At 55.3% G+C, this 21,311-nt stretch carries 21 protein-coding genes; 8 read left to right on the forward strand and 13 right to left on the reverse strand.

Going from position 1 to position 21,311, the window contains the following annotated elements; genetic code table 11:
* The first annotated feature begins 232 nt into the window (after positions 1 to 232).
* On the forward strand, positions 233 to 859 hold the full coding sequence (locus tag JOE25_RS09555; protein WP_209634450.1) for a hypothetical protein: 627 nt from the start codon (positions 233 to 235) through the stop codon (positions 857 to 859).
* Positions 860 to 867: 8 nt separating this feature from the next.
* Complete coding sequence (locus JOE25_RS09560; protein WP_209634453.1) at positions 868 to 1,128, forward strand: hypothetical protein; 261 nt, start codon at positions 868 to 870, stop codon at positions 1,126 to 1,128.
* Between the two features lie 44 nt (positions 1,129 to 1,172).
* Here the strand turns inward: JOE25_RS09560 and ridA are convergent, their stop codons facing one another.
* The 7 genes from ridA to JOE25_RS09595 all read right to left on the reverse strand — a co-directional run bounded on the left by ridA (position 1,173) and on the right by JOE25_RS09595 (position 7,700).
* A complete protein-coding gene (gene ridA, locus JOE25_RS09565; RefSeq protein WP_209634456.1) occupies positions 1,173 to 1,559 on the reverse strand; it encodes a 2-iminobutanoate/2-iminopropanoate deaminase in 387 nt (128 codons plus the stop codon).
* Between the two features lie 157 nt (positions 1,560 to 1,716).
* On the reverse strand, positions 1,717 to 2,181 hold the full coding sequence (pyrI, locus tag JOE25_RS09570) for an aspartate carbamoyltransferase regulatory subunit (RefSeq protein ID WP_209634459.1): 465 nt from the start codon (positions 2,179 to 2,181) through the stop codon (positions 1,717 to 1,719).
* Between the two features lie 12 nt (positions 2,182 to 2,193).
* Positions 2,194 to 3,129: an aspartate carbamoyltransferase gene (gene pyrB, locus JOE25_RS09575; RefSeq protein WP_209634462.1), complete on the reverse strand. Its 936-nt coding sequence runs from the start codon at positions 3,127 to 3,129 to the stop codon at positions 2,194 to 2,196.
* 431 nt (positions 3,130 to 3,560) lie between these two features.
* Positions 3,561 to 4,565: an iron ABC transporter permease gene (locus tag JOE25_RS09580; RefSeq protein ID WP_209634464.1), complete on the reverse strand. Its 1,005-nt coding sequence runs from the start codon at positions 4,563 to 4,565 to the stop codon at positions 3,561 to 3,563.
* On the reverse strand, positions 4,565 to 5,521 hold the full coding sequence (locus JOE25_RS09585; RefSeq protein ID WP_209634467.1) for an ABC transporter substrate-binding protein: 957 nt from the start codon (positions 5,519 to 5,521) through the stop codon (positions 4,565 to 4,567). Before JOE25_RS09585 ends, JOE25_RS09580 begins: the two co-directional genes overlap by 1 nt.
* Before the next feature lie 129 nt (positions 5,522 to 5,650).
* Positions 5,651 to 6,439 (reverse strand): ABC transporter ATP-binding protein, encoded by a 789-nt coding sequence (locus tag JOE25_RS09590; protein WP_209634470.1) that lies wholly within the window; start codon positions 6,437 to 6,439, stop codon positions 5,651 to 5,653.
* Positions 6,440 to 6,458: 19 nt separating this feature from the next.
* Positions 6,459 to 7,700, reverse strand: a complete 1,242-nt coding sequence (locus tag JOE25_RS09595) for an amino acid deaminase (protein WP_209634473.1) — start codon at positions 7,698 to 7,700, stop codon at positions 6,459 to 6,461.
* Positions 7,701 to 7,892: 192 nt separating this feature from the next.
* Between JOE25_RS09595 and JOE25_RS09600 the strand changes: the two genes are divergently transcribed.
* The 6 genes from JOE25_RS09600 (at position 7,893) to JOE25_RS09625 (ending at position 13,804) form a co-directional block, all read left to right on the forward strand.
* Positions 7,893 to 8,756, forward strand: coding sequence for a MurR/RpiR family transcriptional regulator (locus JOE25_RS09600; RefSeq protein WP_209634476.1), 864 nt, complete (start codon positions 7,893 to 7,895; stop codon positions 8,754 to 8,756).
* Positions 8,757 to 8,794: 38 nt separating this feature from the next.
* Positions 8,795 to 10,255: a D-aminoacylase gene (locus tag JOE25_RS09605; RefSeq protein WP_209634479.1), complete on the forward strand. Its 1,461-nt coding sequence runs from the start codon at positions 8,795 to 8,797 to the stop codon at positions 10,253 to 10,255.
* A complete protein-coding gene (locus JOE25_RS09610) occupies positions 10,252 to 10,650 on the forward strand; it encodes a RidA family protein (protein WP_209634482.1) in 399 nt (132 codons plus the stop codon). Before JOE25_RS09605 ends, JOE25_RS09610 begins: the two co-directional genes overlap by 4 nt.
* A gap of 135 nt (positions 10,651 to 10,785) precedes the next feature.
* Entirely contained in the window at positions 10,786 to 12,276 is a 1,491-nt protein-coding gene (locus tag JOE25_RS09615) for a sodium:solute symporter family protein (protein ID WP_209634485.1), read from the forward strand.
* A 15-nt stretch (positions 12,277 to 12,291) separates the two neighbouring features.
* A complete protein-coding gene (locus JOE25_RS09620) occupies positions 12,292 to 13,203 on the forward strand; it encodes a 2-dehydro-3-deoxygalactonokinase (RefSeq protein ID WP_209634488.1) in 912 nt (303 codons plus the stop codon).
* Positions 13,190 to 13,804 (forward strand): 2-dehydro-3-deoxy-6-phosphogalactonate aldolase, encoded by a 615-nt coding sequence (locus JOE25_RS09625; protein ID WP_209634490.1) that lies wholly within the window; start codon positions 13,190 to 13,192, stop codon positions 13,802 to 13,804. The genes JOE25_RS09620 and JOE25_RS09625 overlap by 14 nt, the downstream gene beginning before the upstream one ends.
* Here JOE25_RS09625 and JOE25_RS09630 read toward each other — a convergent pair.
* From JOE25_RS09630 to arcA, 6 genes are all read right to left on the reverse strand, one after another.
* Positions 13,783 to 15,351 (reverse strand): ABC transporter substrate-binding protein, encoded by a 1,569-nt coding sequence (locus JOE25_RS09630; protein ID WP_209634492.1) that lies wholly within the window; start codon positions 15,349 to 15,351, stop codon positions 13,783 to 13,785. The two genes, JOE25_RS09625 and JOE25_RS09630, sit on opposite strands and share 22 nt — an antisense overlap.
* Positions 15,352 to 15,720: 369 nt before the next feature.
* Complete coding sequence (locus tag JOE25_RS09635; protein WP_209634494.1) at positions 15,721 to 16,212, reverse strand: ArgR family transcriptional regulator; 492 nt, start codon at positions 16,210 to 16,212, stop codon at positions 15,721 to 15,723.
* A gap of 61 nt (positions 16,213 to 16,273) precedes the next feature.
* On the reverse strand, positions 16,274 to 17,704 hold the full coding sequence (gene arcD / locus JOE25_RS09640; protein ID WP_209634497.1) for an arginine-ornithine antiporter: 1,431 nt from the start codon (positions 17,702 to 17,704) through the stop codon (positions 16,274 to 16,276).
* Between the two features lie 90 nt (positions 17,705 to 17,794).
* Positions 17,795 to 18,799: an ornithine carbamoyltransferase gene (gene argF / locus JOE25_RS09645; RefSeq protein ID WP_209634499.1), complete on the reverse strand. Its 1,005-nt coding sequence runs from the start codon at positions 18,797 to 18,799 to the stop codon at positions 17,795 to 17,797.
* A gap of 18 nt (positions 18,800 to 18,817) precedes the next feature.
* A complete protein-coding gene (locus JOE25_RS09650) occupies positions 18,818 to 19,735 on the reverse strand; it encodes a carbamate kinase (protein ID WP_348539697.1) in 918 nt (305 codons plus the stop codon).
* A gap of 16 nt (positions 19,736 to 19,751) precedes the next feature.
* The gene (arcA, locus tag JOE25_RS09655; protein ID WP_209634502.1) at positions 19,752 to 20,972 is read right to left on the reverse strand and encodes an arginine deiminase; all 1,221 of its coding nucleotides are present in this window, start codon (positions 20,970 to 20,972) and stop codon (positions 19,752 to 19,754) included.
* Positions 20,973 to 21,311 lie beyond the last annotated feature (339 nt).

Consider the following 21,311-nt stretch of genomic DNA (forward strand, 5'->3'; position numbering starts at 1 on the left):
ATGTGCCAAGGTGAGAAAGGGGCGAAAATGGCACCTAATGGCGTGTTTCAGGGGCAGGAAAGCACGTTTAAGGTGCATTGGCAGCAAACGTCGCCTTAAAAAAGGGCAAATTTGCGGAGCCTGACTCAGTAACAAAAAACGGGGATTGCTTCTTCCTCAACGGCATAAAAAGATAGCGATAAAACAGAAAAGGATTTTTCTAACAGGTTAATTTTAAAAAGTATTCAAGGGAATGATGATGCCGCATGATTTTGACATTCAGGAGCTTGGGCGAGCCGCCTTGGCTACCGCCAATGAAATTTTTACTGCCGCGGCCTATAACATTCAGGTGCACATGCTGACTGGTGAGGATTTGGAATGGTGCATCGTGCAGACGCGTCAGCAAGCTGAAAATTTGCGTATCCCATGGGCATTAAGCGGTGCGGCGCTGGATAACCCTGATATTTTTAAATTTAGCTTTAAGATCCTGAATGCGGCTCAGAGGCCGGCCGGAGCCTGCATATGCCAGTTCTGTCCCGCAGCGGGCGATATGTCTGCGGTGTTGAATGTTGAAATGCTGCAAAATTTCCACATCCAGGACTCGTGTCTTGATGGTAATACTTTCCGTTTTGCTCTCTATGCTGCGATATTATTGATGGTCGACACCCGATGTACTGGCTTACGGCTAATATCGCCTGTCAATGTGAGAGTCGCTGATTATTACATCAACGAGCATCACTTTATTGATATCACCGCTGGCGATAAAGGCATTCTCTACCGTGATGCGCAGGCATTATTCCAATGGTTTATCGAGGACTCGGCCTCGATTGAAGTTGCACATTATTTGAGCGACAATGACGATCAACTGGCGGGATTATAGGGGGAAATATGGTCATTAAAACCACGGATCGGCTTATAGCGAAAAATGACGCCTATGAGCTGGAGGTATACAAAACCGAAGGGGAAAAGGTGAGGGGGGTAAAAACCTATACTTCTGAGGAGATTAATAACCTGACACCCCAGGGGATGCCGATTACCGCTTCTCGTGAGGAAGTGATAGCCGTTTTGAAACAAGCCGCGAAGAACATTAAACCTCAATCCTCTCCGATAATAGAAGCTGCCGGCGGCATCCGTCGCGCAAGCCAATAAAAACGGCCAGCCGATGGCTGACCGTTGGGCGCGTTGCCGTAGAATTAACGACGAACGGCGATGGCTTCGATTTCGATTTTCACGTCTTTTGGCAGACGAGCAACTTCGACGCAAGAACGTGCTGGGAAAGGCGCGTTATGTTCGGTGAAGAAGCTTTCGTACGCGGCGTTAACGGTGGCGAAATCGTTCAGATCTTTCACGAATACCGTGGTTTTCACGATATCGGCGACTTTCAGGCCTGCGGCTTCAACGATCGCTTTAACGTTTTCCAGTGACTGGCGTGCCTGAGCGGTCACGTCGTCGGCAACGGCACCGGTTTTAGGATCGACAGGGATCTGACCGGAAGTGATGATCATGCTGCCCAGATCAACGCCCTGCACGTAAGGACCAATGGCTGCCGGGGCGAGTTCAGTGCTGATGTTACGTGACATTTTTTCTCCTAATTTACCCTTCGTCTTTCAAACCGCAGCGTTGTTGGCTACGGCTTAAAATCCATTGGGTAGCAACGTGGGTTGTTCTATCCAGAAACCCCATTATAGGGCGTCGCCGGGAGAATAACAGCGCCGTCTCCCGGCGAAAACCGCAGATTTAGTCTGCCTGCAATACGACTTGGTGTTCGAACTCTTTCTCGCAGTAATGGCACTTCAGGTGTACGTCACCGTCGCGGGATTTCACGCTAAAGCTGGACGATACCGGTTCACTGCGGCTGATGCAGTTGCTGTTCGGACAGGTCAGCACGCCGTCGATATGATCCGGCAGGCTGAGAGTCAGTTTACGCACCACCTCGTAATTATCGATGCGGTTAACCGTCGCTTTGGGGGCGTACATCGCCAATTGGTTGGCTTGTTGCTCCGTCAGGAACGTGTTCTCGATTTTAATCAGATCTTTGCGGCCCAGCTCATTGGACGGCAGGTTCAGGCCGATAGTGATGCGCTGATCGGTGGCAGTCAGTTTAAACAGCGTCAGTAGCTTAAACCCTATCTGTGCCGGAATATGGTCAATCACCGTACCGCATTTGATTGCTTCAACCTGCAGTTTGTTATCGTGAGTCATGACGGTTCCCCCTTAAAGAGCCAAATCTGCGTTTAATACCAGCGCCAACAGTGCCTGACGTGCGTAAATACCGTTGCCTGCCTGCTGGAAGTAGTAGGCGTAGGGTGTTTTATCCACGTCGGTAGTGATCTCGTCAATGCGCGGCAGCGGGTGCAAGACTTTGAGATGGGTACGTGCGTCTGCCAGATCCGCTGCACGCAGGACGAACTGCGCTTTCACGTTAGCGTATTCGGAAGGGTCCAGGCGCTCTTTCTGCACCCGGGTCATGTAGAGAATATCCAGTTCAGGCACCACTTCCTCGATACTGCTGTGCAGGCTGTATTGGATGCCTTTTTCTTCCAGCATTTTCAGGATGTAGGTCGGCATGGCCAGCGCGTCCGGGGCGATGAAGAAGAAGCGGTTGCCTTCAAATTTAGCCAGCGCCTGTGCCAGTGAATGCACGGTACGTCCGTATTTCAGGTCACCCACCATAGCGATATTGATGTTGTTCAGGCGGCCCTGCGTTTCCTGAATGGTGAACAGGTCCAGCAGCGTTTGCGTCGGATGCTGGTTGGCTCCGTCACCGGCGTTGAGCACCGGGATCCCGCCGGAGAATTCGGTTGCCAGCCGTGCAGCGCCTTCCTGTGGGTGGCGCATTACGATGGCGTCGACGTAGGTGCCAATGACCGAGATAGTGTCAGCCAGGGTTTCGCCTTTCTTGCCGAGTGAGGTGTTGCTGCCGTCGGCAAAGCCAACCACCGAGGCCCCCAGGCGGTGCATCGCGGTTTCAAACGACAAGCGGGTACGGGTTGACGCTTCAAAGAAGCAGCTGGCAATGACCTTGTGCTTTAGCAGCTCAGGCTGTGGATTGGATTTCAGGCTGGCGGCGGTGCGTAGCACCAGCTCCAGATCCTCGCGGCTGAGATCGTTAATAGAGATGATATTTTTGTGATACAGCGGATTGGCCATTTTTCACTCCTTCTCGACACATGCCCGTGGCGCGGGAATGCCCGTCATCTTTCGAACCGCAGCGGTGTTGGCTTCTCGCTTTTCCCCCGTCACTTAGCTGACTAAGCGCAGGGTGATTCAAGCGGTTACCTCTGGCTGCGCCCCGAAATCTCTCGGGCATGATTTTTTAAGGCAAAAAAAAGCCCCTCAACGAGGGGCTTGAAACGATCGGTTTAGCAACAGGAGAAATAACGGCAGTTGGCTGCCGATTGGCAGTCGGTTTTGTCGGTTGTGGCTAACAAAACAAACGTCGTTTTTCATGCTTTCTCCTGGCAAATTGTCGCGCATTATACTCGCGCTTTTGGACACTGCAAGCGCTAAAACGCCGATTTTTTGCCATTTCGCAATCGATTGGCTGGTTGCTTTTAGGAACCTGCCCTGTAAATCAAGGATCAGTGAGTGCGCCGCAGTAAAATAACCAGCACGAAAATCCCGCCAAGACCGGCAGTAATAATCCCGATGGGCAGTTCTTGGGGCGCGGCAATGACGCGGCTTAGCAGATCGCCGGCAGAGAGTAACATTGCTCCCATGACGCCAACCAACGGCAGCAGGCGCCGGTGACGTACGCCGGTAAAGGGGCGTGCCAGATGGGGAACCATTAAGCCGACAAACCCAATCACTCCGGTTAATGCCACCAGTAACGCGGTCGCCAGCGAACAACACAGAAAGACTTCCATGCGTAATCGGCTGGTGTTGATGCCCAGCGTGCCGGCAGTCTGTTCACCCGCCAGTAAAGCATCCAGCGATCGCCAGCGTAATGTAATCAATACCACCAGTAACAGCAGCGCGATCAAGGCAAAAATCAAATTATCCCAACGGGCCAGACCCAGCCCGCCCAGTGTCCAGAAGAGTACGCTGCCGGCTGTTCGTTGATCGCCGGAAAAAACCAGATAATTGGTGAAGGCCCCGAATAAAAAAGAGACCGCCAGGCCGCAGATGATCAGTTTCTCGGTGCCTTTCTGCGATTGGGTCATGAAAATAAGCATCACGACCGCGGCGGAGAGTATTCCGCCAACAAAAGAGGAAACGGGTAAAGCCCACGCCCCCAGGCTATTACCGAGACGGGTAATCACCAGCACCACGCCGGCAGAGGCGCCCGAGGAAAGGCCGAACAGAAAAGGATCGGCCAGATCGTTGCGGGTGGTGGTTTGCAAGAGTGCGCCGACCAGTGCCAATCCGGCTCCTGCCAGTAAACCCAGCAGCGTTCGTGGCAAACGCAGTTCCAGCACAATGCTTTTAATCATTGGCGGCACATCACCCTGGGTGATACCCAGCGCGGTCATCACCTGAGAAAAAGAGAGTGGCACACTGCCTTGCACGATATTGCCGAGGATGAGCCCTGCCAATAGCAGTGGGGCGACTGCCCATGCCAGCCTAAAACGGTTTTTTTCCGACATTAGCTGAAGGCGGCGGGATAAAGAGCGTGAGCCAGTTTATGGATGGCTTCAATATTGGCCGGCCCCGGCGTCAGTTCCTGATATTTTAATTTCAAATAACGGTGGTGAATAACCGCCAGTGTTTTTTTCATCAGGGGATGTTGTTCAAGGAAAAGCTGCCGTGCGTCGGTATCGCTGGATGCCTCTGATTGGTAATCTACCAGAATGATAAATTCAGGTTCCATCGCCGCGACACTTTCCCAATTGGTGGTCGTCCAACTGGTGTTCAGGGTTTCCATCACATTCTTTGCCCCAGCGGCTTCAATAATTGCCGTCGGCATGGCGTAAGGCCCACTGGTATAGGGCTTTTCTTCACCGGAATCATAAAGAAACACCTTTATCGGTTTTTGCGTCGCAATTTTGCGATGGATACCTTCCACCTGTTTTTGCCAGCCATTGACCAGTGTTTCCGCATCTTCCTGTTTACCAAATACTTTACCGAGTCTAATGATGTCTCCGTATAACAAATCCATACTGGCGCGTGGGCGATGCTTGTCGACGTGGATGCAGCTTTCACTCAGCACCAGCGTTTTGACATTGAATTTTGCCAGCGCTTGCGGGGTAACGTCACCACGCAGACCATAATTCCAGCCTGCAAAGAACAGGTCAGGACTCACGGCGAGCAGGTTTTCGATCGTTGGGTATTTCGGCGCCAGTTCAGGGATCGCCCCCTGCTGTTGCGTGAATTCAGGGATATTTTTATACCAGCCGGAGATCCCCGTCACGCCAACCATCGCCGGCTGCAGCCGCAGGGCAAACGCCATTTGCGACATATTAATGTCTTGAATAACGGCGCGCTGTGGGGCTTGGGTAAAGGTCAGTGGCTGACCACAGTTGTCCACCGTGACAGGGAAACCAGAAGCGCCGGCGCTTCCTGCAGTTAATGCCAGTAATGTGGCGAGGGTTAACTTTTTCACATCGACTCCAGATTCAAAAACCGAAGTCAGTAACCCGGCTTGTTGGATACGGGGGCAACATACCTGAATAATTCATATGACAAATGTAGTTAGATCAAACAACCGTCGATTGTTGGGATTTGAGCGGGTTTATGTCGGCAATGCCTCGAAGAAGCGCAGGGCTTTGCCGGTTTCAGGATGGCGGGCTTGCAGGGATTTCATCCCAAACACCTGTTGCAGGTGCACCGACTCCAGCACGGCATCAGGGCTGCCATGGCAAACGATTTTCCCTTGATTCATCATGATGACCTGGTGTGAAAAGGGCTGTACCAACTCCAGATCATGCAGCACTTTTAACGTGGCTATCTTTTTTTTATGAATCAGCGACAGCAGTTGGTGGCGGGCTAGCGGATCGAGATGGTTGGTGGGTTCATCGAGTAAGAGCAGCATCGGCTGCTGCGCCAATACCCGGGCGAATCCGGCACGCTGGCGTTCGCCACCCGAAAGATTGCCCAACGGCACATGTTGCAGGGAGTGGAGGCCCACGTCATCCATCGCTTTTGCCACAATGCGTAGATGCTCAGATGGCAGGCTATCGGCCTGCCAGGGCAACCGACCCAGGGCCACATACTCGTTAACCTTAAGCCGTAAATCGGCATTATCGTGCTGGCTAAGCAAAGCGATAGAACGGGCACGTTGATGCGGCTTGATGGTGGATAAGGGCGTTCCCTGAAAGCGTATTTCACCGCCACTCGGTTTTAGCTCACCGGTAAGCAGCCGTAATAACGTGGATTTTCCACTGCCGTTTGGGCCGATAATGGTGACGGATTCATCTTGCTGAAGGGCAAAGGTGACGCCATGAATCCGCGGTGGCTTCCCTGGACTTGCCAGGGAGAGATTCTGCACCGACAAGAGACTGTCGGTGGGCAGGTTATTCATCAGATATCCTTTTCCATTATCAGAAAAACGTCTCTATGGTTTCGATGACATTGTAATCATCATCAATCAAAAATAGCGTTTTCCATTTATCGAAGGTCAGGCACGGGTGCGATGTGGCGAACACCAGAATATCACCGACCTGTACCGGGAACGTTGCCGGACAGCTCAGCATGGCGTGCTGATCCATAATCCCCTGGGTTGTCAGGCGTTGGACGTCGCTTTGTTGCTGAACACCGCTGCGGTAATGGGCGATCGGCTGTGGCAAGCCGGCGTCGAAGGCCGCATCCCGTTTGCCGAAATTGACGATAATCCTGCCGGGTTCCGGTACAGACTGGACCAGCGCAATCAGTTCCAGCGCTGAGGTTAACTCTCCTGCCAGGTCGCAGGCGTAGCTGTCACGGGCTAACACGGCATTTTGCGCGTCTTGGTAAATCCCCCGATCGTGGGTGATGTAACAGCCGGGGCGAATCACCAGACGGCAGTTTGCCGGCAGCGTCTCTTGGCTCCAGACGCTACAGACCACGTCATACCAGGAAGAGCCGGCCCCGGTGAGGATCGCTTCTTCACCGCCAAATACACCTTGCCGGTGCAGTTCACGCAGCAAGCCGGCAGCGTCACGCAGAAACTGTTCGATTTTGCGCTGGGCATCGTCGCCGTGCATCACGCCTTCATACAGCTCGATACCGTGCAGTCGTAACCCCGGCAGCCTGGCTATCTCCTGCGCCAGTTGCTCTGCTTGCGCCACGTTGCGGCAACCGCAGCGGCCGCCAGGGACGCCCAATTCCAACAGAACATCCAGCGTTTGCCCCTGCTGGCTGAAAAATGCCGAGAGGCTTTGTGCATTGCTTAGGCTGTCGACGCAGCAAAAGAACATTGTCGCGGGATGCTGCGCTTTCAGTTCGGCAATCAAGCGCATGTTGGCCTTGCCAACCAGTTGGTTAGCCATCAGCACCCGTGGCACACCGGCTTCCATCGCTACCTTTGCCTGCCAGGCGGAACCGACGCCAACGGCCCAGGCGCCCTGAGCCACCTGGCGCTGGAAGATCCAGGGTGTCATGGTGGTTTTCCCGTGCGGCGCCAGCGAGACGCCGCGGGCATCGGCATAGTGTTGCATCCAGGCGATATTGTTTTCCAGGCTGCTGAGCTTAATCACGGCGGCCGGCAGGCAGACATCTTCATTCAGCAGGTTCGCTGGCGCAGTCGCGTCACTGCGCATCACGGCGGCTTTGTGGGTAACGGTGAAATCGTTTTGGTATTTCATAACATTATCCTTTGGGTGCTCTATCTTTTTGAAATTAGGTATCTTGATTAATTGCTTTGATTTAACTGTATTTTTAATATTTATTATCGATATTCGGGTACAAAGTATCATTTTTTGAACTGTTTTTTGTGTAGTCTTCCACTGTTTTCTTGCATTGTAAATGACAAAATTTAACCACTATGAGGTGAAGCGATGGGTGTTGATATCGACATTATCTCGCGTATTACAGAGCGTTTTATTGAGCTGAGCAGCACCGAAAAACGCATCGCGCAATTCATTCTGGACGATGCAGAGGCGGTGACCGCGTTGCCGATTGCCGAACTGGCCCGACAGGCCGGCGTCAGTCAGGCGTCGATCACGCGTTTTGCCAAAACCTTGGGGTGTCGAGACGTACGCGATCTTAAGGTCAAACTGGCGCAGTCGTTGGCGGTGGGGCAGCGGTTCATTCATGAGGAGCCTGATCTTGAAGGGATCCAGGGGATTTATGAAACCATCATCAATGTCCTGAATATTAATCGTCGGACGATTGATGAGCCTGCGCTGGCCAAGGCGGTGGGGTGGTTAGGCGATGCGCGACACATTCTGGCGCTAGGCATGGGAGGCGGTTCAACCATTTGCGCAGCGGAGGTCCAGCATCGTCTGTTCCGCCTTGGGTTACCGGTGACCGCGCAAAGCGACGGTCTGCTGGTGCGGATGATGGCGGCGGCGGTGACGAAGCAAGATGTGGTTGTGGCGTTGTCATTGGGCGGCTACACGCAGGAAATGGTCGAAAGCGCAGCCATTGCGCGCCAGTACGGGGCCAAAGTGGTGGCGATTACCCCAGCGGGAACGCCGCTGGCGGCGCAGGCTGATGTGTTGCTGGCGCTGGTGGTGCGGGAAAATGATTACATCTACAAACCCAGCACGTCGCGCTATGCCATGTTAGCGATGGTCGATGTGCTGGCGACGGCGCTGGCCATGGCGAACAAGCGCCAGTCTCGTGACCGGCTGCGTCGCATCAAGCTGGCGCTGGACAGCCACCGCGGAGGGGCAGATCGCCAGCCGCTGGGGGACTGAGTCGGTGAGCCAAGACACTAACGGAAGGATGATGATTCATGCGGTATCAGTATCTGATTAAAAATGTCACGGTGATCGACGGCAGCGGCGGGCCGCAATATCGCGCCGATGTGGCGGTAAAAGACGATCGGATAGCGGCGATTGCGCCTGCCCTCGACGCCGACGCCGAGGTGGTGATCGACGGGCGAGGCCGGGTGTTGTCTCCGGGATTTATTGACGTGCATACCCACGATGATACCAACGTGATCCGTATGCCCGAGATGCTGCCGAAGATTTCGCAGGGCGTGACCACGGTGATTGTCGGCAACTGCGGCATCAGCGCTGCCGGGGCGGTAATCAAAACCAGCGTACCCGACCCGATGAACTTGTTGGGCGAAAAAGCGCACTTCGTTTATCCGACGATTGCCGCCTACCGTCAGCAGGTCGAGGCGGTGACGCCAGCGGTAAATGTGGCGACGCTGATTGGGCATACAACGCTGCGCAGCAATCAGATGGATGACCTGTTCCGCCCGGCCAGTGCCGAAGAGATCGCCGCGATGCGCGAGCAACTGCGCACCGCGTTGCAGCAGGGCGCCTTGGGTCTGAGCACTGGCCTGGCCTACGCCACGGCGTTCTCGGCCCCCACGGAAGAGGTGATGGCGCTGGCGGAAGAACTGGCGGGCGAGCAGGGCATTTATACCACCCACCTGCGTTCGGAGTTCGAACCCATACTCGACGCAATGGAGGAAGCATTCCGCATTGGGCGCCATGGCCGAGTGCCGGTGGTGATTTCGCACCATAAATGCGCCGGGGCCAAAAACTGGGGCCGTACGCAGGAAACGCTAAAGCTGTTCGACAAGGTGCGCCAAACGCAGGATGTCTCCTGCGATTGCTACCCCTATTCCGCCAGCTCGTCCACACTGGACTTAAAGCAGATCACCGATGAATTCGATATTGTCATTACCTGGTCAGAGCCACATCCGGAGATGGCGGGGCAATCATTGCGGGATATCGCCGGTACCTGGTCGATGAGCCTGAATGATGCCGGCAAGCAGTTGATGCCGGCGGGTGCGATTTACTACAACATGGACGAACAGGATGTGCGCCGCGTGTTGAGCTACCCGGTGACCATGGTGGGCTCGGATGGCCTGCCGAACGATCCTATGCCACATCCGCGCTTGTGGGGCGCGTTCCCGCGGGTACTTGGCCATTACAGCCGTGACGAAGGGTTATTCCCCCTGACCGTGGCGGTGCACAAAATGAGTGGCATGTCCGCGGCGCGTTATCAGTTGCCGCAGCGTGGGCTGATCAAAACAGGGTATTACGCCGATCTGGTATTGTTTGATGCGTTAAAAGTGAAAGACAGCGCGACGTTCAGCAACCCTCGGCAACCCGCTGCCGGAATCGACGCGGTGTGGGTGAATGGCGTACTGAGTTACGAACATCAGGCCGTGACCGGCCTGCGCGCCGGGCGGTTTTTGTGCCGCCAGGGCAACAAAATAGACAGGAGCAAGGCATGACGATTAAAAGATACGGCATTGACGGTGGCACCGGAACCGGCGGGCAACACTTGCCGTTTTCCCGCGCGGTAGAAGCCGGCGGCTGGTTGTACATTTCTGGCCAAACGCCGATGAAAGACGGCGAAGTGGTGGAGGGGGGGATTATTGAGCAGTCCCGCCTGGCGATTCAAAACTGTCTGGATATTATGGCAGAAGCGGGATACGGCCTCGAAGATGTGGTGCACGTGAAGGTCATTCTGACCGATGCGCGTTATTTCCAGTCATTCAATAAAGTGTTCCGTGAATTTTTTGCCGCTCACCCACCGGCACGTATTTGTGCGGTTGCCGATCTGGTGGTGGATTGCAAAGTCGAAGTTGATATTACCTGTTATAACGCAGCACGTATTACCCGATAAGTCCTTTCTAAAATATAAAACTGTATAGGGTGGTTAAACCACCCTTAATAATAAACGCCTGATTTAATTCGGGCGGCATAACGCTATTTTATTTTTCTTATTTTACTGCTACCCAACACTAACTGGATGTGAGACATGAATAATTTATCCTTCCTTATCTGGTTTGCTCTATATGCCCTGGCCATGATTACGCTTGGCTGGTACGTTTCACGCAATCAAAAAAACGGCGATGACTTTTTATTGGGCGGTCGTTCCCTGCCGATGATCCTGACGCTCGGTTCGACGGTGGGCACTATGGTCGGCACCGGCTCCAGCGTAGGTGCGGTGGGCTTTGGCTACGCCAACGGATGGGCCGGCATGCTGTACGGTATTGGCGGCGCGGTGGGAATACTCTTGGTGGCGTGGCTGTTTGCACCGGTCAGAAAAATGCGTTTTATGACCATGAGCGAAGAGATATCTTATTATACCGGCGGCAGTAAAATAATTAAAAACGTCGTTGCCCTATTAATATTCATTGCGTCTATTGGTTGGCTGGGTGCGCATATTTTAGGGGGCGGTTTATATTTGGCCTGGGCCAGCGGCATTGATATTAATGTGGCTAAAGTGATTATTGCCCTGGCCTTTGTGGTGTATGTCGGAATTGGCGGTTATTCTGCGGTGGTGTGGATCGACACGGTGCAATCTATTGTGTTGTTCCTCGGCTTTATTTTGATGGCGGTGTTGGCGGTGCAGCACGTCGGCGGCTGGTCCAGCATCCAGCACGCGGTGGATCCGGCGGCGCAAAGCCTGTTTGCCATCGATAAACTGGGCATGCTGCCGGCGTTCTCGTTGGCACTGGTGATCGCCGTGGGCGTATTGGCGACGCCCTCTTACCGTCAACGGATTTACTCGGCCAAAACCGTCTCCTCGGTGCGTCAGTCATTCACTATTACCGGCGTGCTTTATCTGTTCTTCTCCTTCCTGCCGGCAATCATCGGCATGGCGGTGTGGACCATGGATCCCAATCTGGAAAACAGCGGCTTTGCCTTCCTGTACGGCACCCAGGTGCTGCCGCACGCGGTGGCGATGGTGATCCTGGTGGCCGGTATGTCGGCGAACATGTCTTCAGGCAGCTCGGACGCCATCGCCGGGGTGTCGATTATCCTGCGCGACCTCTACACGCTGTTTACCGGGCATATGCCGGCGGAAGACAAGGCGATTCGGCTGTCGCGGATCTTCCTGGTGCTGGTGATTGCGCTGGCGCTGGTGTTTGCCCTGACCTCCAACGACATCATTAGCTACATCACCAAGATGATCTCGATGATCATGTCCGGCCTGTTTATTTGCTCGATTCTGGGCCGATTCTGGATCCGCTTTAACTGGCAGGGCGCACTGGCGGCGCTGATCGCCGGGGCGGCAACCTCGATGGCCGTGTTGATGAACAGCCACTGGCTGGCGTTCTGGGGCAATCCTTGTTTCCCGTCGGTGCTGTTCAGCCTGATCGGGGCGGTGGTGGTCACGCTGGTGACACCGGCCAACAAAATGAGCCGCGAACAGGCACTGGACATGATCACCCGCGAGCGGGAGAGCCGCCCAACGGTCAAGGTACCGCTGGGTAAAAATGCCACCGCTAACCGCAACGTTTAAGGCCAGGAAAGCAACATGACAGCAAATTATATCGCCATTGACTGGGGCTCCAGCCACCTGCGCGCCTGGCGGATAGAGAACGGTGAATGCGTTGCGCACCAGCAGACGGCGCAGGGGGTGAAGTTCATTGAACCGGGCAGCCACGACCAGGTATTGATGGCGCTGCTGGCCCCCTGGCGGGCCTGGATCGAGGCGCGACAAATTCCGGTGCTGATGGCCGGCATGATCGGCAGCGATCGCGGCTGGTTGGACAGCGGTTATCAAAAGCTGCCACTGCCGGTAACGGCGATCGCCGCCGGTTGCATTGCGGTGCCCTCCTCGTTGCGCAGCGCGGTGTGGCTGCGCCCAGGGTTGGCGTTGCCAGAAGAGGAACGCGCTAACGTGATGCGCGGTGAAGAGGTGCAACTGTTGGGGGCGCTGGCTTGCCAGCAGGCGGACGTTTATCTGTTCCCCGGCACGCACAGCAAGTGGGTGAAACCCGTGATTACGCCGCAGGGGGCGTGGATAGCGGAATTCTCGACCGCCATCACCGGCGAGATGTATCAGTTGCTGCTCCAGCATAGCCTGTTGGGGCAGGGGCTACCGGAAGGCGAGAGCGATCCTCAGGCATTCGCCGACGGCGTGCTGGCGTCGCTGCGTGGGGAAGGCAGCCTGTTGAATCGCCTGTTCTACGCGCGTTCGCGACGGGTTTTAGGGTATCTGCCGGCGGCGAGCGTGGCGTCCTGGTTATCCGGTGTGCTGATAGGTGACGAATTGGCACAGCTGGCGCGGCGTTGGCCGCAGAGCGAACTGTTAGCGCTGGTGGGGGACACTCCGTTGGTGACGCATTACCTGGCCGCGTGTCGCATCGCTGAGCAAAAGGCAGTGGTTGTTGAGGCGCAGGTCGCCATGTTGAACGGATTCGGGAGGATTTATGCAGCCTTGTAAATTACCGCTGGTGGCTATTTTGCGTGGCATTACGCCGCCCGAGGTACTGGAGCACGCAGCTGCCCTGCTTGAGGCCGGGTTTGACATGATAGAAGTGCCGACCAACTCGCCCGACTGGCGCCAAAGCGTGCAACTGCTGCAGCAACACTACGGTGGGCGTGCACAGATTGGTGCTGGAACGGTGGTGGATGACGAAAAGCTGGACGCGCTGATCGCCAGCGGCGCGTCGCTGATGGTGACGCCCAATACCGATCCGGGGTTGATCCGCCGTGCCAAAGCGGCGGGGCTGATGACCTGCATCGGGGCGATGACGCCGAGCGAGATGTTTGCCGCGCTGGCGGCGGGGGCCGATACCGTGAAAGTCTTCCCGGCGAGCGTGCTGGGCGTGAGCTACATCGGGGCGTTGGCCAGCGTATTACCTAAAGGTACGTCGCTGTATGCCGTTGGCGGCATTACGCCGGAAAATCTGGCGGACTATCTGGCTGCCGGTTGCAGCGGCGCCGGGTTGGGATCGGATCTGTATCGCGCGGGCCAAACGCCGGATGTTACCCGGCATCAGGCCCGGCGTTTTGCCGCGGCTTACTTGCTGACGCGATCGTAGTAGACCATATCGGCGTTCAGACCTTGCTGATAGCCTTTGACGTTATCGCGCAGCACCACTTCGGTTTTCGCCTGATCGATAAAGACATACGGCGAGCTGCGCTGCAGTTCCTGCTGCATGGCGGTGTACAGCGCGGTGCGTTTGGCCGGATCGGCTTCGGCAACTGCCGCCAGCGTCTGCTGGTTCAGCTGTGGGATTTGCCAACCGTTGAGGCCTGCGACCGTGCTGGTCTTGCCGTCGTTATAGGCGAAGGCGCTGGCGTTGGAGTGGGCATCGAAATAATCCGGGATCCACAAACGGATCGCGGCTTGATGCTGTCTGGCTCTGACACGTGAATAGACCTGGCTGCCAGCCGCTGGCAACAGTTCTACCTTCACGCCGCCTTCGGCAAAGCTGGCCTGCAACGCCTGCGCGATGGTAATAAACGGCGGTTTGTTCTCTACGTCCAGCGTCAGAGAAGCCTGGGTGATACCGGCCTTGGCCAGGATCGCCTTGGCTTTTGCCGGATCGAAGCTGAACGGGTTCTCTTTCAGTGCACCCGGCAACCCGACGGGCAGGAAGCTCTGATGAACAAAATATTGGCCCTTCAGTAAATCTTTGGTGATGCCCTGATAGTCGATGAGGTAACGCGCCGCTTCCCAGAAGGCCGGGTTTTTCAGCAATGGGTTAGCGGTATTGCCGGTATTGAATACCAGATAGTTCTGCTCGGCTGAGGGGATCTCCAGCACCTTCACGCCCGCTTGATTCTTTAATGCGACGGTCTGGTCTGGGCCAAGCTCACGTGCCACGTCGGCGTCACCTTGCTGGATCAACAGGCGGCGGGTGGCGGAGTCCGGCACGCTTTTAATGATGATGCTTTTCAGCAATGGCTTACTGCCCGGTGACGTCGGGTTGGCGTCCAGCACAATGGCCTGATGGGGTTGGTAGACGCGCATTTTGAAAGGCCCGCTGCCGGCGGAGTGCATTTTTAGCCAGGCGTTGCCGTAGTCACCGTCTTTGGCGTTAGGCTGCACCGCCTTGCTGTCGACGATCGAGGCGATCGGCGTGGAGAGAATGTTCAGCGCCACCGCCGGGCTTACGTTTGCCGTCCAGCTCAGTTGCAGACTGTGGTCGTCGATTTTCTTGAGCTGCGCGTCGATGTTGTCCGGCTGCCAGCCGAGCACGTTAAGGATAAATGCCGGTGACTTATTCATCTTCACGGCGCGGCTGTAGGAAAAGATCACATCGTCGGCAGTGAGCGGGTTGCCGGAGGCGAACACCGCCTGCGGGCGCAGTTTGACCGTCAGCGTTTTCGCTGCGGCATCGCCCTTCCAGCTTTCTGCCAGTACGGGCACGACTTTTGCCGGATCATCGCGATCCGCCTGTACCAACCGCTGATACAAGCTGGGTACGGTCTGGATGCTGGATAATTCGTTGGCTTCCGCCGGATCGAGGCTGACAATATCGTCCAGCGATTGCACCACCACGAGCGTGTTGGGTGGGGTTGCAGCCAGTGCGGGGGTAGACAGGGCTGCGAGGACGAATAGCGGCAGAACTTTGGCTTTCATTGATGTTTTCCCTTGAATGCACCGTGGTCTCCGGTGTCTGGAACGCATTGTTATCATTGTTTTTCACGGCGTTTTCACCGCCAGGATGCCACGGTAGAATCTTTGTCGGCGACTGACAAAGGTCAATCGGCTATTTGATATGTCCAAAAGCACTATAGGACGCCGAGCCATCCTCCGCCCACCGCGACAGAAAATAAAGCCCTCATGCAGAGGGTGTGAGACTGCTGGCAAAACCTTCACCGGTGCCTGGCGCAGGGGCGCTGCATGTTGCGCCCGTTATAACGGTAAGCAGGGAAAAAGGCGGGTCGAACATGTTCGACCCCTACCCATTTAGCAAAATGCCCTCATGAAGAGGGCTTGGAAGGTTGGCTAAAGAAGAGGGACGTTTTCCAACAGCGCCTTCAGGCGCTGGTGCAGCTGCGCGACATAGCGCGTATCACGCGGTGCTACCCACACCACATTACTGCTGGCGATAACACCCAATACGGCGGGCCAGGCGCAAAGATCGATGATCCGCGCCATGGCTTTTGCATAGCCGGAATTCATGTGGATCAGCACAAAATTGTCGTTATGCTCGACATCAATCAGCATGGCTGACAGGGGTTCGCTGATACAGGGGGCCGGATGATGCAGTGCATTAAGGGAATAGACCTTTTTCCCTTTGGCATTTTGCACCTTCATGACTCCCAGCGCTTTCAGCAGGCGGGAAACGGTCGACTGGCTGATGCCCGTATAACCCCCTCGTATCATTTCACTGCGGATCTCCTCCTGTGATGAATAGCGTTGGCTCACGACCAGCTTGCGGCACAGGGCCAGTTTCCGTTGTTCTTTCTCCCACAGGGTTTCTGTTTTATTCGCCATTATGTTGCCTTGGTTTAAAAATGAGTGACAACTCTATATAAATCAATGCAATGAAGATGGGTTAACCGAGGGTGATATGACCCGTCGCAATCATATAAAGGGTAATAAGGGCGACAATGACCAAAAGAACGGCAATGAGCGCTTCATAACCCTTCAATAACCGCTCTGCATGCTGGTTTTTTTGATGCCAGAGGAAGACCAGCAAACCAGGGACAAACAACAATGAAGTCAGCAGCATCTGGCTACCGGCGGCATAGCACAGCCAGAAACCGTAGACGGTGCCTATCAGCCCGAGGATCAGATCGCGGGTACGCGTTTCACCTGGTTGGTAGCTTTCACCGGTGATCGCCAGCTTCAGGCCATAGGCGGCGCTGAACAAATAAGGGGGGAGGATAGCGGCAGTCGCGATGGAGAACAGCGCCTGATAGCCCGCGCTGTAGACCAATGTCAGCAACAAAAAGAGCTGTATCAGGCCGTTGGTGATCCACAGCGACACCGCTGGCGATCCATTGGCGTTGGTTTTGGTGAATACCTGCGGGAACATGCCGTCTTTGGCTGCGACAAACGGCAGCTCTGCGGCGAACAGCGTCCAGGCAAGCAGCGCACCGGCAACCGACAAAATCACGCCGGCGGCGACAAAGCGTGCCCCCCAGATACCGACCACGGACTCCAGCACCCCGGCCATTGACGGGTTTTTTAATCCGTTCAACGTTGCCTGATCGAGCACACCCATCGACAACACGCTGACCAGAATATAAATCACCAGACAACCCAGCAGACCTATCACCGTCGCTTTGCCGATATCAGCGCGCCTGGCGGCGCGGGCGGAGACGACCGTGGCGCCCTCAATACCGATAAATACCCAGGTGGTGACCAGCATGGTGTTTTTGACCTGATCAAACAGCGCGGGATGGCTGCCGTCGATCACCATCATGCGGCCCCAGAAATCTGCGGTAAAAATGCCGATGCGGAAGGCGATCACGACCGCCACAATAAACACCAACAACACCAGAACTTTGACCACCGTTAACACGGTATTGATCATCGCCGCTTCCTGCACGCCGCGCAGTACCAGCGCGTGCACCAGCCATAAAACGATGGATGCGCCGAGGATCGATTGCCAGTTATTGCCCAGGCCGAACACCGGGAAGAAGAAGCTAAGGGCACTGAACAGCAGCACCGCATAAGAGACGTTCCCCAACCAGGCCGAGAACCAGTAGCCCCAGGCGGATTGGAAGCCAATAAAATCGCCAAATCCCGCGCGAGCGTAGCTGTAAATACCGCCCTCTAGCTGTGGGCAGCGGGCGCTTAGGTTCTGATAAATTAATGCCAGGCAGATCATCCCCACCGCGGTGATCAGCCAGCCAATCAGCAATGCGCCAGGCGAGGCGACGGAGGCGAAGTTTTGCGGCAGGCTGAACACGCCGCCGCCCACCATGGATCCGATGACCAGCGCAATCAGGGCTATCAGCCCCAGTTTTTTTTCAGACATGAGGGTTCCTCCAGCTGCGCAGGGCAGCAGGAAAATAATGATTCAGAGGGAGAGAGGACGCGGCGGCAGACGATACCGCCGCGTCGTCAATCAGTCGCCGAGGGTGGCGACCATCACGGCCTTGATGGTGTGCATGCGGTTTTCCGCTTCATCGAACACAATGGAGTGGGCCGACTCGAACACGTCATCCGTGACTTCCAGCCCTTTCAGGCCATAGGCGAGTTCAATTTCCTTGCCTACTTTGGTCTGCTCGTTGTGGAAGGCCGGCAGACAGTGCATGAATTTAACCTGCGGGTTACCGGTGGCTTTCAGCACTGCAGCATTGATCTGGTAAGGCTGCATCAGGCTGACGCGTTCTGCCCAGGCTTCTTTCGGTTCACCCATTGATACCCACACGTCGGTATAGAGGAAATCGACGCCTTTCACGCCTTCCTCAACCTGGTCGGTTACGGTGATATGTGCACCGGTATCGCGGGCGATGTCTGCGCACTGCGCCAGCAAGGCTTCGTCCGGCCAAAAGGCCTTCGGCGCAACCAGGCGGATATCCATGCCCATTTTTGCTGCGCCCACCATCAGCGAGTTACCCATGTTATTACGCGCGTCACCGAGGTAGGCGAACGAGATCTGATCGAGGCTTTTGCCTGGCGCATGTTCCAGCATGGTCATCAAGTCAGCCAGGATTTGCGTCGGGTGGAATTCGTCGGTCAGGCCATTCCATACCGGCACCCCGGCAAACTCGGCCAGCTCTTCCACGATAGACTGCCCGAAACCCCGGTACTCGATGCCGTCATACATGCGGCCCAATACCCGAGCGGTGTCTTTCATCGACTCTTTATGGCCAATCTGGGAACCGCTTGGGCCGAGATAGGTCACCTGAGCACCCTGATCGAACGCCGCGACTTCAAATGAACAGCGGGTACGGGTGGAGGTTTTCTCGAAAATTAGCGCGATGTTTTTGCCGCGCAGTTGCTGCTTTTCTACATTGCCGTATTTGGCTTTTTTCAGCGTGAAGGCCAGATCGATCAGGTGTTGGATCTCATCGCTGCTGAAATCCAGCAGTTTCAGGAAATGACGGTGACGTAAGTTAATGCTCATAATCGTGTTCCTCTCTGTTCAACGCGTTGGCGTAATTAACGTGCCTTTCTCACCGGCCAGGATACGGGTGGCATCCTGTAGCGCGCCGATGCCGGCGATGCCCTGGGCGTAGCGCACAAAATGGCTGGCGGCCGAGATCTTCGGCCCCATCGAACCCGCGTCGAAGGCGATACCGGCCAGATCGTCTGGCGTGGCCTTGTCCAGAGCGCGTTGTTGTGGCGTACCCCAGCCGAGATACACCGCGTCGGCATCGGTAAGGATCAGCAGCGCATCGGCTTTGATCTGCTCTGCCAGGAACGCGGCGGACAGATCTTTATCGATCACGGCCTCGACACCCTCCAGGCGGCCCTCGCGGCGTAACACCGGAATGCCGCCCCCACCGGCGCAGATCACCAGATGCCCCTGCGCAATCAGGGTGTTAATCGCGTCCGCCTCGATGATGTTGAGCGGCTTGGGGGACGGCACGACGCGGCGGAAGTATTGCCCGTCCGGCTTGATCGTCCAGCCTTTCTCCAGGCTCAGCGCCAGTGCACTTTTCTGGTCATAGACCGGCCCGATGTATTTGCTGGGGTTGCCGAACGCACTGTCATCGGGGTCGACCTCCACTTGGGTTAGCAGGGCGCTGATCTGCTGTTTTGGCAGGCAGTTTTTCAGCGCCTGCAGCAGCAGGTAGCCGATCATGCCCTGGCTTTCCGCCCCGAGTACGTCCAGCGGGTAGGGGGCAACTTGCGGATAGGCGCTATTTTGCAGTGCCAGCAAACCGACCTGCGGGCCGTTGCCGTGCACCAGCACGACGTTCCAGCTTTCGGTCAGTGCCGCAATTTGGCGGCTGGCGAGCAGAACGTTACGGCGTTGGATATCCGCTTCAAGCGGTTCTCCGCGGCGCAGCAGGGCGTTCCCACCCAGGGCAATCACCACTGTGGGTTTAGTCATGATGTTTACTCCGTTGGGGTCAGATGGCGTCGCGTTCCAGCGGGCAGCTCATACAGCGTGCGCCACCGCGGCCACGGCCCAGCTCATCGCCGGGGATCGGCAGGACGGTGATGCCGGCTTTATCGTATTTTTCGTTAGTCCAGGTGTTGCGTTCGTAGCCGACGACCACGCCAGGCCGGATGGTGAGAACGTTGTTGGCGTCATTCCACTGTTCGCGCTCGGCCTCAAAGCTGTCGCCGCCAGTGGTGATGAGCTGCACCTGGCTGATGCCGAGTGCGCGTTCAATGGCAGTCAGGAAGTGTTTTTCCTGTTGGCGATGCAAACCCCCTTTGCCGTCAGGCGTTAACGTCCAGCACTGCGCTTCTTTACGCACCACTTCCGGGTAGACCGAGAAGGTATCCAGATTGATGTGAGTCATGACGGTGTCCAGGTGCATGCAGGAACGGTGCTTCGGCAATTCCAGCGCGATAACCCGCTCAGCCTGATGGGATTTGAACAGCGCCTGCGCCAGGAATTCGACCCCTTGCGGCGTAGTACGCTCCGACATGCCGATTAATACGGCACCACGGCCAATGACCAAAACGTCGCCGCCTTCCAGTGTGGCATGATCGTAATTACGTTCCTCATCGCCAAAATAGGTGGTGAAATTGCCGTTGGCAAAATACGGGTGCCATTTATAGATAGCGCGCAGGTTATTTGTTTCACGCTGGCGTGCGGGTTTGGCCATAGGGTTAATCGATACGCCGTTATATATCCAGCATGAGGTATCGCGGGTAAATAAATGATTAGGTAATGGCTTCATAATAAAGTCGGTACCCTGATGGGTATCGACCACCATATTACTGAAACTGGCCGGCACTTCCTCATAGGTCAGGCCACCGGTCATATGTCGCGCCAATTGGCGGTCGGGTAAATCGCCCAGCCAGCCGCGAATATCGGCGGCAAGCGACGGCCCCAGGCGGAAGTCAGAGACCTGCGCCGACAGCAACCACTGCTTGGCGGCGGGAATGCTCATGGTTTCGGTCAGCAGATCGGTCAGCAGTAAGACCTCAACATTCTGTGCACGTAATGTTTGCGCAAATATATCGTGTTCCGCACCAGCGCGTTCGACGGACAATACGTCGTCGAATAATAACTCCTGACAGTTTGATGGGGTTAATCGCTTTAAACTTAAATTAGGTCGGTGAAGCATAACGCTGCGCAGCTGGCCTATTTCAGAACCTACATAATTCTTATCCATGTCATTTCCTATTATCAGATTTAGGTAACATCGAACAAAACGAAATAAAGAGTTATTTCATTTATTGAGAATGGGTGCCGTTCCGTTGCCGCTGATAATAAACATTGCCTTAGGTTGTTTTGTGATAAATGTCACATTGAGAAGGCGAAGTGAATGAAAAGGATTATCAATTGATTAACGTCATTTTTTTATTGGAAATTTCATTTACCAAAATGCATTAATACCCATTTGTCGTGTTAATTATCCATGGGGAAGTCAGGGTATCTTAAAGGTGATTTGTTTAATGCATTGTAATTATTGAGTTTTATCTATCGGCTGGCGTAGTTATGCATTTTCAGG

It is taken from the genome of Serratia sp. PL17, assembly GCF_017832355.1.
GTDB lineage: Bacteria > Pseudomonadota > Gammaproteobacteria > Enterobacterales > Enterobacteriaceae > Serratia.

What these genes read in the sequence shown, in the direction of transcription:
- JOE25_RS09555 (WP_209634450.1), top strand. Translation starts at nt 233, where the DNA reads ATGATGATGCCGCATGATTTTGACATTCAGGAGCTTGGGCGAGCCGCC.
- JOE25_RS09560 (WP_209634453.1), top strand. Translation starts at nt 868, where the DNA reads ATGGTCATTAAAACCACGGATCGGCTTATAGCGAAAAATGACGCCTAT.
- ridA (WP_209634456.1), bottom strand. Translation starts at nt 1,559, where the DNA reads ATGTCACGTAACATCAGCACTGAACTCGCCCCGGCAGCCATTGGTCCT.
- pyrI (WP_209634459.1), bottom strand. Translation starts at nt 2,181, where the DNA reads ATGACTCACGATAACAAACTGCAGGTTGAAGCAATCAAATGCGGTACG.
- pyrB (WP_209634462.1), bottom strand. Translation starts at nt 3,129, where the DNA reads ATGGCCAATCCGCTGTATCACAAAAATATCATCTCTATTAACGATCTC.
- JOE25_RS09580 (WP_209634464.1), bottom strand. Translation starts at nt 4,565, where the DNA reads ATGTCGGAAAAAAACCGTTTTAGGCTGGCATGGGCAGTCGCCCCACTG.
- JOE25_RS09590 (WP_209634470.1), bottom strand. Translation starts at nt 6,439, where the DNA reads ATGAATAACCTGCCCACCGACAGTCTCTTGTCGGTGCAGAATCTCTCC.
- JOE25_RS09595 (WP_209634473.1), bottom strand. Translation starts at nt 7,700, where the DNA reads ATGAAATACCAAAACGATTTCACCGTTACCCACAAAGCCGCCGTGATG.
- JOE25_RS09600 (WP_209634476.1), top strand. Translation starts at nt 7,893, where the DNA reads ATGGGTGTTGATATCGACATTATCTCGCGTATTACAGAGCGTTTTATT.
- JOE25_RS09605 (WP_209634479.1), top strand. Translation starts at nt 8,795, where the DNA reads ATGCGGTATCAGTATCTGATTAAAAATGTCACGGTGATCGACGGCAGC.
- JOE25_RS09610 (WP_209634482.1), top strand. Translation starts at nt 10,252, where the DNA reads ATGACGATTAAAAGATACGGCATTGACGGTGGCACCGGAACCGGCGGG.
- JOE25_RS09615 (WP_209634485.1), top strand. Translation starts at nt 10,786, where the DNA reads ATGAATAATTTATCCTTCCTTATCTGGTTTGCTCTATATGCCCTGGCC.
- JOE25_RS09620 (WP_209634488.1), top strand. Translation starts at nt 12,292, where the DNA reads ATGACAGCAAATTATATCGCCATTGACTGGGGCTCCAGCCACCTGCGC.
- JOE25_RS09625 (WP_209634490.1), top strand. Translation starts at nt 13,190, where the DNA reads ATGCAGCCTTGTAAATTACCGCTGGTGGCTATTTTGCGTGGCATTACG.
- JOE25_RS09630 (WP_209634492.1), bottom strand. Translation starts at nt 15,351, where the DNA reads ATGAAAGCCAAAGTTCTGCCGCTATTCGTCCTCGCAGCCCTGTCTACC.
- JOE25_RS09635 (WP_209634494.1), bottom strand. Translation starts at nt 16,212, where the DNA reads ATGGCGAATAAAACAGAAACCCTGTGGGAGAAAGAACAACGGAAACTG.
- arcD (WP_209634497.1), bottom strand. Translation starts at nt 17,704, where the DNA reads ATGTCTGAAAAAAAACTGGGGCTGATAGCCCTGATTGCGCTGGTCATC.
- argF (WP_209634499.1), bottom strand. Translation starts at nt 18,799, where the DNA reads ATGAGCATTAACTTACGTCACCGTCATTTCCTGAAACTGCTGGATTTC.
- arcA (WP_209634502.1), bottom strand. Translation starts at nt 20,972, where the DNA reads ATGGATAAGAATTATGTAGGTTCTGAAATAGGCCAGCTGCGCAGCGTT.